The following is a 15737-nucleotide window of genomic DNA, read 5'->3' on the forward strand; positions in this document are numbered from 1 at the left end:
GCGGTTCACCCACCCTCGTTGATCCGGGTGTTGATCCCGGCGATCTGCTCCACCCAGCGGATCCGTTCGTGGTGTTCCAGGTCCAGGATCTCGTCGCGGGACCAGTGGAAGTGGTACGCGACGTACGCGACCTCCTGGTGGAGCCGGTCGGGCGCGTACGTCACGATTCCCCCAGGCGGTCACCGGCGATGTCCACCTCGAAGGCCGAGCCGCAGGACGGACAGCTCACCGCCGCCCTGGTGTGGCCCTCGCTGTTGATCCGCCGGTAGAAGTCCTGCAGGAACGCGATGTCCGAGGCGAACATCTGCTCCACCAGCCCGGCGTGGACGTCGGTGACGGTGCCCAGCCGGGTGATCACCTGGCTGAGCAGCACCACGCTCAGGTACGCCGGGTTCTCCTTGACCCGCAGGTCGATCAGCGGCCGCAGCTCGTCGCGCGCGGTGGCCAGGCGCATCGCGCCGGACCGGTGCGTGACGCCGTCCGCGTCGACATAACCACGCGGGAGCTCGAATTCGAACTCCGTGCGCAGACCCTCCCCGCGTGGAGCGGACACCTCCGGTGGCGCGCCCACCTCCTCGACCGGTACGGCAGGCGCGCTGACTGACCTGCGCCTCATGCGATCGACTCGCTCCGCGAGACGGAGTTCAATCCCTTATGGCACAAGACATCCATGATTCGTTCGCGGGCATCGCTCATTCGACACTGATCTCCTCGAACGTGATGGTCACCTTTTCGGTCGCCGCGCTGGACTCACCGGCCTTGAACGAGGGGCCTTCCCACTTGCTCGCCCAGCCCTGCATCAGCTGCATCCGCCGCACCGTGGAGCCGTCCGCCTGCTTGATCTCGACGGTGATGTTCTGGCGGGCCGATTCGACCGCGCCCTTGTTCAGGGTCTCGGTGATCCACTTGGTGAACTCGCTGCTCTTGTCGAGCCCGCGGGTGATGGTCACCTCGCCGCCCTTGCGCGCGCCCGGCTGCTTGCGGATCACCAGCTTGCCGTCGACGACCTGTTTCACCTCCACCACGTCCTCCTCGACGGTCAGCCCGCTGACCTCCTGGATGGACTCGACCTCGTAGCCGCCGAGCTGGAGCCCGAAGATGTGGGTGGAGAGTGCGTCTCCCTGCGCCATCTTTCCGTGCCTTCCTTGGGATTATTCGCTGACCAGGCTGGTGCTGTCGGAGAACTGGGAGAGCCGGAAGATGACGAACTCGGCCGGCTTCACCGGTGCGACACCGATTTCGCAGATCACCTGGCCGACGTCGATCGACTCCGCCGGGTTGGTCTCGGCGTCGCACTTGACGTAGAACGACTCCTCCGCGGTCCGGCCGAACAACGCGCCACGCCGCCATTCCTCGGTGAGGAACGCGGTGATGTTCCGCCGGATGCTCGACCACAACCGGTCGTCGTTCGGCTCGAAGACCACCCACTGGGTGCCCAGCAGAATGGACTCCTCCAGGTAGTTGAACAGCCGCCGCACGTTGAGGTAGCGCCACGCCGGGTCCGAGGACAGCGTGCGGGCACCCCAGATCCGGATGCCGCGGCCGGGGAAGGCGCGGACGCAGTTGACGCCGATCGGGTTGAGCAGGTCCTGTTCCCCCTTGGTGAGCCCGGTCTGCAGGTCGATCACGCCACGGATGACCTCGTTCGCGGGTGCCTTGTGCACCCCGCGATCGGCGTCGCTGCGGGCCCACACCCCGGCGACGTGCCCGCTCGGCGGCACGACGACGTTCTTCCCGGTCGCCGGGTCGAACACCTTGATCCACGGGTAGTAGAGCGCGGCGAACTTCGAGTCGTACCCGGCCTCCTCCTGACGCCACTTCCGCACCTGCTGCGCGGTCAGCGCGGGCGGGGTGTCGAGCACCGCGACCCGGTCGCCCATCTGCTCGCAGTGCGCGATGATCGCCAGCTGCACCGCCTTGACGCCCTCGGCGTCGATCAGTCCCTTGGCGTGCGCGCTCATCAGGTCCGGCACCGCGACCATGGTGACCTCGTCGATGGCCTCCAGCCCGCCGAGGCCGGTGCGCCGGTCCAGATCGCCCACGTACTCCTCGGCGGTGAGGCGGGCCGGGACGCGCGGCGCCGGGGCCGGGGCGGGCAGCGCCAGCGCCTGGTTGTCCGGCCGGGCCAGCGCGCCGCTCTGCGCCTCGGTCACGGTGATCAGCTTCGAGCGTTCCCGAACCTGGGTCACCACGTAGTTCTTGGCGTTCTTCCTGGTGGACACGTCGAAGGTCTCCACCACCTTGCCGCCCTGCTTCACCAGCAGGCGGAAGCGGTCCTCCGGCGGGTTCTCGCCCTCGGCGTCGGCGACCTCCACGGTGACGTCGCCGCCCGCGCCGGGCAGCGCGGCGACCTGGAGACCGCCCAGCGAGGCCGGGACCGCGGCCGCCTCGGTCCCGGCCTCGGCAGGCGTGCTCCCGATCCGGACCACGTACGCCGCGCCACCGCCGTTGGCGAAGTAGCCGTAGACGGCCTGCGCCAGGTAGGTGTCGGCGACGTACCCGCCGAACGTCGCGGTGTAGGCGTTCCAGTTGGTCACCAGTGTCGGCTCGTGGAAGGGGCCTCGCTCGGCGAACCCGACGAACGCGGCGACGGCGGTGCCGACGCCCTCGATGGGCCGGGCCCCGCCCTGGACCTCCTCCACGTAGACGCCGGGTGAGAGATAGCTCGGCATGTTCGCTCCTTATCCGCGACAAGATCGGCTGATGTCCACTGTCGCTGTTTCACCCGCGTCGGCGCGAGTGCTTGCGGACCCAATCGAAGGCACGTTTGATGCGCGCTCGACCCCGCCGCGCATCGCCTCGTTGCACCTCGCTACTGTCCGCAGTCTCCGGTTCGCTGAGGGGCGCCACGGTCACCGGCCCGGACTGGAGCTCTTCGGTCACCGGCGGCACAGCGCTGCCTTGTGGTGCCGGTAGTCGCACCGCCGGGACGCCCAGGTACTGCATCGTCCCAGGCACCGTGTCCGGAATCGCCTTGTTCGCTTCGGGTTCGTTGGCCAGTTCAGCCTTGTCCCCGGTGAACACGTGTTCGCTGACGTGTGCGTGCCCGACGACGACCACATACTTTCCCGGCGAGCGCTCCTGATCCTTTTCCACGACATGCCGGACATATACGTTCAGCATCGCCGCGCGCTTGTGCAGCGGCCAATCGTAACCGGAACGATTGTAATCTAGCGACTGCTGCTTGCTCGCCGGTAGCGCACCAACTCCCTGTACTCGCGTGCCGTGCTGCTTGGCCGCAATCAGAAATCTCGACAGCCCATCGTGATGATTTTCGTCACGATACATTTTAAGGAAAGTCCGCAACGCGGGCGGCATTTCCGCGTCAGGAGCGGAGTTAAGGTACTCGTCGACCAGGACCTGATGCCCATCCTGCCGGATACTCTCGACGTAGACCGTCTTTATCTTGCTCGCTCCCCCACGCCGCAGGTTCTCCACCACGAAGTTCCACGCCGTTTCCTCCTTGTGGTTCTCTCCGATGACCAGTGCGTCTTCCCCCGCGAGTAGGTCCCGAAACTCGTCATGCGTACCGACGTCACGGTAGTCCTCGCCCCGTCCGGAGAAGTTCTCCGCCTCTGTCGCCGCGGCCTCGACCAGCGACCAGACCCGATCCTCCTGAATTTCCCAGTACCGGGCGGTGACCGGGTTTCTTTTCCCGAACTCGTCGATCGGATTCGCCATCCTGTCGACGCCTTCCAGGTTCGCGACCTGTTGCTCGATCGGACCCCGCAGGAGCGCTACCACGAAGGGGTACAGCTCAAAGAGTGTCTGCCGGTCGTAATGTGTTTCGATCGTTCGCTCCGCATCGTCGAAACGAATGCGCGAGTCACCCCTGATTCCTGGATATTCTCGGAGCACCCTGCCGCAAAATTCTTCCCATTCTTCGGGCGTAGCGAAGGTTACCCGCAGCGAAGGACCTTCGGGAGCCCTGGCGGCCATATCGATCCCGCCTTCGCCGGACTCCGAGGCCCGCTGGACGACCGCGTGATCCACCGAACGCTGCGCCGTGTGCGCGTGGCCGTGCTCGCCACCCGCCACGGGCGAGTGCATGACCCGTTCGGCGTTGGCTTCCGCCGCGCGCTCGAAACGGTCCGAAGGATCGGAAACCTTCAGCCCGTCCCCGGCATCAGTACCCGAAACCGGACCGGAACGCTGCTGCACGACATGCGTCAGCTCATGAGCCAGCATCTTCTTGCCCGCATGCGAATCCGTGTCGTACCGGCCCCGCTGGAACACAATATGCGAACCCGACGTGAAAGCGTGTGCCCGCACCGACTCCGCCGCCTGATGCGCGGTCGAATCGGTATGCACCCGGACATCGGAGAAGTCCGCGCCCAGCCGCGATTCCATCTCCGACCGGACACCGTCGTCCAGCGCCGCGCCCGATCCGGAAAGCGCCTCGTGCACCGCCGATCGCTGCACTTCCGCTTCCGGCTCTGCGAGGCCTCGCGCCACCGCCGCGTTCCCGGCCGTCCGTTGCAGCTCGAGCAGCAGGTCCGGCACCGAATGTCCGGTGACCTCGCGGGGAGCGGTGGGAGCTCTCCGCTGTTCGGTTTCCTGGCTCACGCGCTGCCGACGATCACGCATACCGGCTCCTCACGTTCGTTCACCTCGCCTGGGAAAATGGCTCCGCACCCGCTCCCACAGTCGTCTCGCCTGAGCCGCTATCCGCCTGCCGGCACGGGTGACGCGGTTGCCGGTGCGCAGGGACTGTGGTCCCTGCCTGCGTTCCCTTGCCTGCGTGGCGAGTTCCACCAGACGGCGGTAGAAGGGTGTCCGGCGGTCGCTTCCCCACAGGTTGGTCCAGGTGAGGATCTGGTTCAGCACCGTGTCGTATTCCTTGTGCGGCGTCATCAGGCCGTACCGGAGTTTCTCGCGGACCTGCTGGGCCGCGCCCTGCTCGTCACTCCGGAGCCCGCCGTCCGGCGGTAGCAGGCGTTCCAGTTCCTGGAGGTTCTCGATCAGCACCTCGTTCGCCGCGCCGACCATCAATCTTCCCTGCCGGGCCTCCATCCCGTCCTGCTCGGCGGGCAAGGAGTCCTGCACGGCCGCCTGGTCAGGGTGCCGATAGTTCACGAAGGAGCGGTCCAGCCCGAGATACACCGCGATATGGGTGAGCTCGTGCACGAGGTTGCCGAGTCGCTGGGCCTCGTCCTCGGTGGCTCCCTGGTAGGCGACCAAGAACCCGTTCCGAACGCCGTCGTCGGAGTAACTGGGGTGCGCGTGACCACTCGTGGGAATCGCCGGGTTCCAGCGAACGACCGAATCCGCGGCCGCGATCACCTCGGCCAGTACCGCACGCAGTTGGGGGTCCAGGTCCTCGTTCTCCTGAAGCGCCCGTAACCGCTCCAGATCCCGCGTGACCTGTTCCGGTGTGGCGGCGGGGTCCGCGGCCCGCTGCACGGCAACGGCGGTGCGATTTCCCGCGGTGCGCTGCACCTCCAGGATCTCCGCCGGGGAAAGCCGCGCGGCGGCGAACTGCCGGGCCTGGTGCCCGGCAGCGGCCGGCGCGCGTGCCGTCGCCCTCTCGGAGCCAAGCGGTTCCCGCTGTTCGTGAATCCGCACGGTCACTCCTCCAGCCATTCACCGAATTCGCTGTCCAGCAGCAAGCGGCCGAGCTTGCGGTATTCGCGCCGGACCGCGGCGACCAGATCGGCCATCGACGCCGGCCGGTCCGCCTCCGCCGCGAGGTAGGCGGCGGTCACCGCGCAGGCGCGGATCGACCCGCCCGCCAGTTCGAAGGACTTCGCCAGGAACGCGAGGTCCACATCGGACGCCCGGGGCAGGCCGGGCCCGAGGCAGCGGTCCCACAGCGCGAGCCGCTCGTCGGCACCGGGCACGGGGAAGTCGACCACCACGTCCAGCCTGCGCGTGAACGCGTCGTCGAGGTTGGCCCGCAGGTTCGTGGTGAGCACCGCGACGCCGTCGAAGGATTCCATGCGCTGCAGGAGGAACGCCGACTCCAGGTTGGCGTTGCGGTCGTGGCTGTCCTTGACCTCGGTCCGCTTGCCGAACAGCGCGTCGGCCTCGTCGAACAACAGCAGCCCGTTCACCCCGGCCGCCTCGGTGAAGATCCGGTCGAGGTTCTTCTCGGTCTCGCCGACGTACTTGTCCACCACGGTCGCCAGGTCCACGACATACAGGTCGAGACCGAGTTCGGCGGCGACCACCTCGGCCGACATCGTCTTGCCCGTCCCCGACTCGCCGGCGAACAGCGCCAGCACCCCGGTGCCGCGTCCGCCGCCGGGCCGCATCCGCCAGGCACCGAGCACCCGCTCCCGGTGCCGTGCCCGCAGCACCAGCTCGCGCAGCTGGTCGAGCTGTTCGCCGGGCAGTACGAGGTCCGGCCAGCCGACGGCCGGTTCGACACGCCGAGCCAGCCGCGCGAGCCCGGCGCCGTTCTGCGCGCGCACCCCGTCGCGCAGGTGCGCCGCGGTGAGCGTGCCGCCGTCGAGCAACGCGAAACCGGCCGCCGCGCGCGCCGATTCGGCGAGCCGCGCCGGGTTCAGTGTGTACGGGCCGAGCGCCGCGGTCACCGCCGCGGTGTCCAGTTCGGACACCGGGAAACCGGTGTCGCGCACCGCTTCCCGCCAGATCCGCGCGCGGTCGGTGAGCACCGCGGGTGCCGTGGTCACCCGCAGCGGCGTGGCACCGGGCCAGTCGGGATGCCACGGCCGGTCGCCGTGGAGGAGCACCGGCACCCGCGCCGCGTGCCCGGTCAGCGTCCGCAGCAGCCCGTGCCGTCGCGGGTCGGCCAGCGCCTCGGCCGGGCCCGCCACCAGCCCGGCACCTCGCAGGCCCGCCTCCCTGCCCAGCGCGGACACCACCGCGAGGGGCTCGTCCGCCTCGGCCAGCGCGACCAGATCCACCAGCACGGCGCCGTGGCCGGTCTCCGCCAGCGCCGCCTCGGCCGGTTCCGCGCCGGAGCCGCCGGGCTGCCGGAGGTAACACAGCCGCACGCCCGCGCGCAGCGCCCGCGCCACCCGGTCCGCCCCCTCCGTCCGCCCCGCCGCCGTGCCGGTGCCGATCGTGGCCACGCCGCGCAGCAGCGGATCCGGCGCCGGATCGCCGAGCAGGTACGCGGTCACCCGGTCCGGGACGCGCACGGTCCGCGTCAGCAGTGGCCGTTCCGGTTCCTGCACCACCAGCAACCCGTTGGCGCACAACGGTTCCGTGGCGGTGAACCTGGCACGCCCCGCGGCGGCGAAGGGCGGCACGCCGCACAGTTCCAGCGCCAGGCCGATGGTGGGCCTGCGCCGGGTCACGTCGTCGTTGAGGTAGCCGTAGAGCCGCTCGAACCGGGCGTCGAGGTCCGGGGCCAGCGCGATCAGCAGGATCTCCACGTCCAGCGCGGTGAGCCCGAGGGGACCCGCGAACGCCGGGAGCGGCGGCGGATCCCCGTCCGTGGTGTCCGGGCCGGGGATCCGCACCGGATCGTCGAGCACCGCCTCGACCATCTCCGGGGTGAGGTAGAGCCCGCGATGGGGGTCGTCCGGGCCGGGGTCGGCCGCGCGCCGGGCGGCGACCGCGCGGCGGACGCGGCGTTCGACCCCGGCCAGCAGCGCCGCGATCACTCCCGCTCCCCCATCCGCCGCCGTGTCCGCGCCCGCGGCGCGCCGAACCCGGGGACGTCGCCGTGCAGGCCGGTCGTCGCCGGTTCCGGGTACCGCAGCCGCCGCCGCTCCTCCTCGACGTCGAGCACGAACCCGTCGGTGACGGCCGGGCCGACCGGCGTCAGCTCGCCGAGCTGCGGCGCGGTGACCAGCAGGTCGATCGACGGCTTGAGCTCGCCGCCCAGCGCGGACCACAGCTCCGAGAGCGACCGGCCCTCGCCGAGCGGCCGGGCGGCCTGCAACGGCAGGGTGAGGCCACTCTCGGCGAGCGAACCGGCGAGGGCGGGGCGGGGCAGTTGCTCGGTGGCCCCGAACCGGGCCAGCAGCGCGGACAGCAGCCGGTGCTCGTCGTGCGGGCGGCTGGTCCACGCGGTGACCAGGTAGGCGAGGTGGTACCAGCGCGGCGGTGGGCGCCAGCCACGCAGTCCGCCGTCCTCGTCGTGCACCTCCAGCCTGCCCGCGCTGCGCCGGGACAGGTCCTCGCGGACGTCGTAGAGGAACACGTTGATCGTCGGCGCGTTGCGGCGGGCCGACCACTCCTTCGTCGGAGCGTCGAAGACCACCTCGATCTGCGAGCCGAGCCACGCGCCGTCGGTGATGAACGTGCGCAGCGCCTCGTCCACCTCGTGGATCATCGGCGCTCCACGAAGTTCGGCGGTCCCATCGAGGGCGCGATCACCAGGAACGGCGTGGTCACCGGCGAGAACCCGGAGCCGCGCGCGGTGATGGTCCTCGGCCCGAGTTCGTCCTTCGGCAGGATCAGCAGCTGGGCGACGAAACCGCCGTCGGCGCGGGGCAGGACCGGCGCCGCGGCGGCGGTGATCCCGGGCGACCAGGCCAGCGTCACCGGCTCGCCGGGCGGGAAGTCGGTGCCACGCACCGAGGTCACGAAGCCGGGCGGCCCGATCGGCGGCCGCGCGAGGATCTTCGGCTGGAGCACCCGCAGCCTCGCGGACGCGGTGTTGTCGCGCGCGTCGGCGTCCTGGCCGCTGGTGGTGAGTACCCCGGTCACCCGGGTGTCCACCGCCGCGTCCGGCGCGAACACCACCTGGAGCACCGCCGTCCCGCCGGGCGCCAGATCGCCGAGGAAGCACTGGCCGCCGGGGCATCCGGCAGGGACCGAGGTCACCGGGACCCCGGCGGGCAGCCCCAGCGCCACCCGGATCCCGGTCGCCTGCCGGCCACCGGAGTTGCGCACCTCGTAGGTCGCGATGGCTCGTCCGCCCACATAGGACGGATCGGGGGCGACCCGCACACCGAGGCTCGGGCCGGGCGGGGCGGGCGGCGGGGCCGGTGGCGGCGGCGACGTGCTCGGCGGCGGAGGTGGCGGCGGCGGTGTCGATGTGCCCGGCGGTGGTTTGTCCACTGTGGATACACGGGTGGCGGCGAAGTTGTTGCCGGGATCGGCGTCGAGCACCGGACCGGAGACCGACCAGGACAGCTCCCGGACGCCGGGTGCGCCGGCGACGACGTCGACGGTGACCCGCACCGGCTTCCCCGGTGTCAGCACGCCGAGATCGCAGCGGAGATCGGCGGGCAGGCAGGTTCCCTGTTCGGTGTGCGCCCCGGTGACGCGGAGGCCGCTCGCCGGGGCGAGGGTCAGCACGGTGCCCGGCGAGGGCGCGGGGCCGTCGTCGGTCACGGTCAGCGTCACCCTGCCCGGCTCACCGGACACTGTGGACGGTGGCGGGCCGACGGGCTCGGTGCGCAGATCGACCGAGCGCTGCCAGCTCGGTTCCTTCTGCCTGCCCGGCAGCGCGGCGGTGAGCTGCTCCAGCCTGCCGCTCGCGAGGTCCAGCGTCCGCAGGTGTTCCGGGCTCGCGTCCGCACCCTCCTGCCGCGAGGTGAGCACGAGCTTGCGCCCGTCCGGGGAGAACGTCGCGTCCCTCGGCTGATAGGGCCCGGTGGGCGGGGCGGTGATCCGCCCGGCACAGGAACCGCCCGCCGAGGGTAGCAGGACCCGGCAGCCGGTACCGTCCACAGTGGTCTGGAGCAGCCCGTCGAACTCGCGGTTGAACACGAGGGTGCGGCCGTCCGGGGAGAACACCGCGCTGTCGTCGGTGACCTCGCAGTTCCCGCCGCACACCACGGTGGTCAGATCGCGCTGGGTGCCGAAGGTCGCGGTGTCCACGGTCCAGATCCGGCCGCGGCGCACCTCGGTGCCGGACTCCGTGGTGATGGTGCCCCGGCTGAACGCGAGCGTCCCGCCGTCCGCGGAGAACGCGGGCTGGGTGTCGTTCCGTCCTTCCTCGTCGGGCGGCGGGGTCAGCCGGTGCACCACCTTTCCGGTGGTCACCTCGGCCACCACGATCCGGCTCGGATCGCCCCTGCCCGGCGGGACACCACCGGGCGAACGCCGGGACAACGCGATCGTGGTGCCGTCCGGTGACCACACCGGGTCGAACTCCCAGTCCCCCGGCTTCCGGTCGGCCAGTGGCATCGGCCGGGCGTTCCCGCCGTCGGCGTCGGCCAGCCAGACCCGCTCCGACCGGGTGCCGGGCGTGCCCTCGAACCGGGTGAACGCCAGCGATCGGCCGTCCGGGGAATAGGACTGGCGTTCCATCCACGGGTCGTAGCCGGCCCCGGGGTGGAACAGCTTGGTCGCGTCGGTGGCCGCGGCGGGGTCCTCCCGCAGCACGGAATGGCCGAGGTCCCGCGGATCGGCGCCGTCCGGCCGGATGTCCTGCAGGTCCGCGGTGACGCGGTCCGGCGCGGTGAGCCGGGTGACCACCAGCCGGTCGACGAGCCAGGCGGGGAAGCCGACCTGCCGGTCCTCGGCGAGCAGCAGCCGCGGCGGGCCGGCCGGGTTCGCGCCCGGCGCCGGCTGTTCGTAGACCTGGTCGAACTTGGGCGTCCCGCACAGGCAGTACCGGCTGAGGAACAGCACCGACTCCCCGTCCGGTTTCCAGGAGGGCTGGCGGCTCTGCCAGTCGTCGTGCCCGCCGCCGACCAGCAGCCGGTCGCCGCTGCCGTCGATCCTGATCACGTGGGCCTTCTGGTCCTCGGTGGTGCCCGCGTTCCGGTCGTCGTCACAGACGTAGGCGAGGAAGTCGCCGCGCACCGGATTCCAGGACGGCTGGATCGCGTCGCCCGCGCGCTCGTCGCTGACCCGGACGACCGCGCCGGAGGCCACCTCCAGCGCGTAGATCTGGCGTCCCCGCAAGGGTTCCCGGTTGCTGCTGAACGCCAGTCTGTCCCCGTCCGGGGACCAGGAAGGCCACTGCTCGTCGGCGGTGGCGCCGGTGTTCAGCCTGCGCGCGGCGCCGCCGCCGGTGCCGACCAGCCACAGGCCGTGCCCGCCCGCGCCGGCCGAGGCGAACGCGACCGTCCTCCCGTCCGGCGAAAGCACCGGATGACTGACGTCGAGGCCGGTCGTCAGCCGCCGCACCTGGCCGTCGACGGTACGCAGGTACACCTGGGGCCGGGGCTCGTCGCGGAGGCTGGTGAACACGAACTGCCCGCCGCGGGCGCTGCCGTCGGTGTCCCGGTGCGTGGGTCCGGCCCCGAACAGCGGCGCGGTCGTCGCCTTGTCGCCGAGATCGGCTTCGGCCGCCGCGCCGAGACTGGTGTGCCCGGTGCCCGCGAAGGCGATCCGGCCCCGGTCACCGGCGGCGGGCGCCTCCTCCGCGTTCGCCGGGCGGTCCCTCGGCACGGCCACGAGCACCACGCACGCCGCCAGGACGCTCAGCAGGACCGCGCCCAGCACCGAGCGCCTGCCGCGCCAACTCCGTTTCACGCCAGCCTCCCCGGGTTTCCCCGTCATCGTTTCCCGCCGGGCCCGGTGGCCGCAGTGGCGGCGCGGCCCCTGTCCCGGGCACAGCGGGAGACTTTCGGGCACTCCAGGCGAGATGTGTTCAGATCAGCCCGTGCCGCATCGCGTATCCCACGGCGTGTGCCCGGTTCTTCAGCTGCAACCGGCAGTTGAGCTCGTAAAGACATTTCTTGACGGTGCGCTCGGAATACGACAGCTTGGCCGCGATCTCGGCGGTGTCGAACCCGTCCGCGACGAGCCGGAGCACGTCCTGTTCGCGCGCGGTGAGGTGGGAGAAGCCCACCGCCTGCCCGGTTTCGGCCTGCCGCTGCAACCGGCTCACCTGCTCGAACAGCCTGCTCAGCAGATCGCCGGACATGCTTCCCTTTCCCGACGCCGCGGCCAGGACCGCGCGGGGCAGGGAATCCTCGCCCACCTCGGACCGCAACATCAGCCCGGCCACCCCGCATTCGATCGCCGCGGTCAGCCGGTGCGCCTCGATCCGCTGGAGCAGCAACACGATCCGGGTGGACCGCGCGGCGTGCAGCACCCGCAGGGTCCGTTCGCCGTCGTCGTCCAGCCGGTCGGCCACCACCACGGTGACCTGGGCCGCCGACCGTTTCTCGTCGACCAGTTCGATTTCACCGCGGGATCGCAGTAGACCGGTCACCCCGGCCAGGGACACGACATCTTCCGCACGTACCGCGACGGTCACTCGGGTCATTCTTTCGCTCCCCTTCGATTCTTCCCCTGTTGATCCGTCCAGCATCAGCAGGGGGAATCAAGAATCGATAAACGCCGGGAGTCCGGCGTTTATCGGGGCACCCGCGACGCCTCAGCCCCTGTCCGCGAGGAATCCGTTCACCGTCACCAGCTCGGAGCAACCGGGCGCGGGCGCCCCGTTCGGCGGCACGCCGGTCTTCGTACAGGTCACGGTCACCGAGGCGGTGGCCTTTTCGGCGACGTCGACCGGGGTCACCCAGTGGTAGTCCTGGTTGCGGAAGGTCTCGAGCGCGATGGTGGCGATGGTCCGGTCCCCGAGCTTGATGGTGATGCGGCCCTCGTCGCCCTGGAAGTTCGACAGCAGCATGTCGGTGACCCGGAAGACCTTGCCCGGCGGCACGGTGTACCCGTTCGCGGCGGTCTGTCCCGGACTGGTCTGGACCTCGATGGGGATGTCGAACTGCTGCCGGTTCCCGCCACCGCCACCGGGCGCGTCTGGACCGTTCGGGTCCTGGCCGCCCGTTCCCCTGCCGGGCTGCTGCTGCCCCGGGCCCGGCTTTCCCTGCTGGTTCCCGGTGTTGCCGCCCTGTCCCGGGACGTTCCCGCCGGACTGGGCGATTTCGTTGGTCTTGTCCTCGACCGCCTGCTGGGCCGCGGACTTGACCGCGGGCCGGACCAGGCCGAACCACAGCGCCAGCAGGGCCAGCAGCAGCCCGAGCAGCGCCAGCAGCCAGCGCGGGAACACCGGCCGCTGGGTGAACGTGCCGTCCAGCAGGATCGCGGGCGGCAGGTCCGGTGGCGGACCGGGCGGGAGATCGGGCGAAAGGCCGGGCGCCGCCGTGTCGTCCTCGCCCCGGCGGTTCACCCGTACCTGGAAGGGTTTCGTCGCCGGCTTGCCGAACCACATCAGCTTGTGCGCGCGGACGGTCAGCTCGGACTCGGTGGACTGGCCGGGCGGCAGCGTCAGCAGGTCCGGGCGGGTGATCAGCGCGAGCTCGTCGCTGCCGGCCACCCCGTCCACGGTGAGCGCGGCCGCGTCGTTGCCCCGGTTGTCCAGCCGGACCGCGTAGCGGGCCTTCCGCCGTCCCGCCTTCGCCTGTGGCAGCAGCTCGGCGTCGGCGTCGAGGTAGGGCGCGACCACCACGGTTTCCTCGAGCACCACGGTGTCTTCCGGGCGCTCGGCGGGCAGCACCCGGGCCCCGACCGGAACCTGGCCGACCGGGACCTCCGGGGACCGCGGCGGCCGGAGCGACACCACGACGTCGCCCGAGGTCCCGGGGTACAGCGAGATCCGCGCCGGTTCCACGGTCGCCCACGGCGCGAGCGCGCCGAGGACCTCGAAGGTGTAGGCCTCGACGATGTCCGTGCGGTTGAACACCGTCACCGTGATGGTGCCGGTCTCCCCCGGAACGACGACGGGCGCGTCCAACGCGAGATTCGCTGAAGTGACCACCGGACCACGGTAAGCGCCGCGGCGGCGCGGTTCGAGGGACTGCCGGGCATCATCGCGGCCCCTTCGCGGGTTCCCCGCCGACTCCAGGCAGCGGCCCCCGGGGTGTCCACGAACGTTCGGCAACCACCGCCCGAATGTCCACTTGAGACAGTCCAATGTCGACGGTCCGAGGGCGGGTGTGCCACTCACGCCGCGTCGCGAACGACGCGTACGGGACACTGAACGTCGCGAACGCGTCGTTCGGGACATCGAGTCTCCTGCCGCTGTACCCGGTCGTGCCGAGGGACGCCTTCGGTGCGCCCAGCGCACCGAGGGACGCCCTCGGTGCGTCCAACGCACCCAGGGCGTCCCTCGGGCACCTCGCCCCGCCGACGGAGTACGCACCCAAATGCCAGGTCCCGAACGGCGCTTTCGCGACACGCCGAGTGTCCGGGACGCCGCGGCCCTACGGCCGGGCCGGGCCGGTGACGAACCGGCGCACCACGTCCTTGCACCCGTACCGGCCGGGGGCGGGCGAGGTGAGCAGGTTGAGGTTGACCAGCGATTCGGCCAGTTCCTCGGCGACCTCCTCCGGCCGTCCGAGCAGCCGGGCGACCGAGGCCAGCGGGAGGTCCGCGGCCGGGGCCAGCAGCCGCAGCGCCCTGGCCTGCTCGGCGCTCAGCTGCTCGATGCCCATCCGGAAGCCGGTGCAGTCGGCGACGAGGCCCGGATTTTCGTCCAGTTCCCCGAGTACCGAGGCGAGCCGGACCGAAGGCCGCGCGGCCAGCCGCTCCGCGACCTTCCGGACGGTGAGCGGCAGGTGCCCGCAGGCCGCCACCAGCGCGATCGCCGCGCCCGGCTCCGCGCTCACCCGGTCCCGGCCGACGATCCGGCGGAACAGGCCCAGCGACTCCACCGGGCCGGGCACCTCCAGCCGGCAGGTGGTGACACCGGGCAGGGTGGTGAGCGGGACGCGCCCGGCGATCAGCACCGCGCACCCCGGCGTCCCCGGCAGCAGCGGACGGACCTGCTCGGCGTCGCGGGCGTTGTCCAGCACCATGAGCACTCGCCGCCCGGCGAGCGTGGTGCGCAGCAGCGCGGACCGCTGCGGCGCCGTCGCGGGGACCCCGGCCGCGGGCACCCCGAGCGCGAGCAGGAACTCCCGCAGCACCACCCCGGGCTCCGCGGCGCCGAGATCGGCGTGGAGCTGGCCGTCGGGGAACCGCTCGCGCACGCGATGCGCGACGTGCACGGCCAGCGCCGTCTTGCCGACCCCGGCCATCCCGGAGATCGCGGCGATCGCCACCGCGGTACCGGCACCGGATCCCAGCCGCTCGGCCAGGTGCGCGGCGATCCCGGTCCGGCCGGTGAAGTCGGGCGGTTCGGCGGGAAGCAGCGCGGGCCGGGCCCGCCGGGCGGTGACCTTCCGGCGGGCTCCCGGCCCGGGAAGATCACCGGTGAGGATGCGCCGGTGCAACTCCGCCAGCCGCGGCCCCGGCTCGACACCGAGCTCCCGGACCAGGGTCCGCCGGGTGTCGGCGTAGACCTCCAGCGCCTCGCCGAGATCGCCACACCGGTACAGCGCGGTCATCAGCTGCCCGCGCAGTTCCTCACGCAGCGGCTGTTCCAGGGTGAGCGCCCGCAGTTCGGGCAGGATACGGGCGTGCCCGCCCAGCTCCAGGTCGAGCTCGAACCGGGTCTGCAGCAGCGCGACGCGTCGTTCCGCGAGCCGCCCGCGCTGCCGGGCGGCGTAGGGCCCCGGCACCCCGGCGAGCGGATCCCCCGCCCACAGCGACAGTCCGGAATCGAGCAGGTCGCGGGCCTTCGCCGGCTCCCCGGCCCGGCGTGCCCGCTCCGCCGCGGCGAAGTGTGTTTCCGCGCGGTCGGTGTCGAGCACGTGCCCGCGCAGCGGCAGCGAGTAGCCACCGCCCACCGACAGCAGCACCTTCGCCGGAGCCCGCGCCGGACGGTCCGGTTCGAGCGCGGCACGCAGGCCCAGTACGTAGGTACGCAACGCGGTCAGCGCCTGTGCCGGGGCCCGCTCCCCCCACACCGCGTCGACGAGTTCCGAGGTGGTCGCGGTGTGCCCGCCGCGCAGCAGCAGCGCGGCGAGCACCGCCTGCCGCTTCGGCGGGCCCAGGTCGATCGGCCGGTCGTGGTGCCAGCCCCGCAGCGAGCCGAGGACGGCGAACCGGAGTCCGCTGGCGCCCATGCCGGG

The 15737-nt window shown here is 71.6% G+C and carries 12 protein-coding genes; all 12 read right to left on the minus strand.

The genetic code is table 11. The annotated features are described in order from the left end of the window. Nucleotides 1-5: 5 nt before the first annotated feature. The 12 genes from ABD987_RS02950 to ABD987_RS03005 all read right to left on the minus strand — a co-directional run bounded on the left by ABD987_RS02950 (nucleotide 6) and on the right by ABD987_RS03005 (nucleotide 15731). Complete coding sequence (locus ABD987_RS02950; protein WP_179956874.1) at nucleotides 6-164, minus strand: DUF6760 family protein; 159 nt, start codon at nucleotides 162-164, stop codon at nucleotides 6-8. Then, entirely contained in the window at nucleotides 161-616 is a 456-nt protein-coding gene (locus tag ABD987_RS02955) for a hypothetical protein (protein ID WP_345386550.1), read from the minus strand. Before ABD987_RS02955 ends, ABD987_RS02950 begins: the two co-directional genes overlap by 4 nt. 76 nt (nucleotides 617-692) lie before the next feature. Beyond that, nucleotides 693-1130: a phage tail protein gene (locus ABD987_RS02960; RefSeq protein WP_345386552.1), complete on the minus strand. Its 438-nt coding sequence runs from the start codon at nucleotides 1128-1130 to the stop codon at nucleotides 693-695. 21 nt (nucleotides 1131-1151) lie between these two features. Then, nucleotides 1152-2672: a phage tail sheath family protein gene (locus tag ABD987_RS02965; RefSeq protein WP_345386554.1), complete on the minus strand. Its 1521-nt coding sequence runs from the start codon at nucleotides 2670-2672 to the stop codon at nucleotides 1152-1154. A 49-nt stretch (nucleotides 2673-2721) separates the two neighbouring features. Then, the gene (locus ABD987_RS02970; protein WP_345386556.1) at nucleotides 2722-4587 is read right to left on the minus strand and encodes an eCIS core domain-containing protein; all 1866 of its coding nucleotides are present in this window, start codon (nucleotides 4585-4587) and stop codon (nucleotides 2722-2724) included. Nucleotides 4588-4596: 9 nt separating this feature from the next. After that, the gene (locus ABD987_RS02975) at nucleotides 4597-5565 is read right to left on the minus strand and encodes a hypothetical protein (RefSeq protein ID WP_345386558.1); all 969 of its coding nucleotides are present in this window, start codon (nucleotides 5563-5565) and stop codon (nucleotides 4597-4599) included. A 2-nt stretch (nucleotides 5566-5567) separates the two neighbouring features. After that, nucleotides 5568-7574 (minus strand): ATP-binding protein, encoded by a 2007-nt coding sequence (locus tag ABD987_RS02980; RefSeq protein WP_345386560.1) that lies wholly within the window; start codon nucleotides 7572-7574, stop codon nucleotides 5568-5570. Then, a complete protein-coding gene (locus ABD987_RS02985; RefSeq protein WP_345386562.1) occupies nucleotides 7571-8248 on the minus strand; it encodes a Pvc16 family protein in 678 nt (225 codons plus the stop codon). Before ABD987_RS02985 ends, ABD987_RS02980 begins: the two co-directional genes overlap by 4 nt. After that, nucleotides 8245-11349 (minus strand): hypothetical protein, encoded by a 3105-nt coding sequence (locus ABD987_RS02990; RefSeq protein ID WP_345386564.1) that lies wholly within the window; start codon nucleotides 11347-11349, stop codon nucleotides 8245-8247. Before ABD987_RS02990 ends, ABD987_RS02985 begins: the two co-directional genes overlap by 4 nt. Nucleotides 11350-11467: 118 nt before the next feature. Further along, on the minus strand, nucleotides 11468-12088 hold the full coding sequence (locus ABD987_RS02995; RefSeq protein ID WP_345386566.1) for a response regulator transcription factor: 621 nt from the start codon (nucleotides 12086-12088) through the stop codon (nucleotides 11468-11470). A gap of 111 nt (nucleotides 12089-12199) precedes the next feature. Continuing rightward, nucleotides 12200-13540, minus strand: a complete 1341-nt coding sequence (locus ABD987_RS03000) for a COG1470 family protein (protein ID WP_345386568.1) — start codon at nucleotides 13538-13540, stop codon at nucleotides 12200-12202. Between the two features lie 445 nt (nucleotides 13541-13985). Next, nucleotides 13986-15731: an AfsR/SARP family transcriptional regulator gene (locus tag ABD987_RS03005; RefSeq protein WP_345386570.1), complete on the minus strand. Its 1746-nt coding sequence runs from the start codon at nucleotides 15729-15731 to the stop codon at nucleotides 13986-13988. Nucleotides 15732-15737 lie beyond the last annotated feature (6 nt).

It is taken from the genome of Amycolatopsis samaneae, from assembly GCF_039541975.1.
Classification (GTDB): Bacteria; Actinomycetota; Actinomycetes; order Mycobacteriales; family Pseudonocardiaceae; genus Amycolatopsis; species Amycolatopsis samaneae.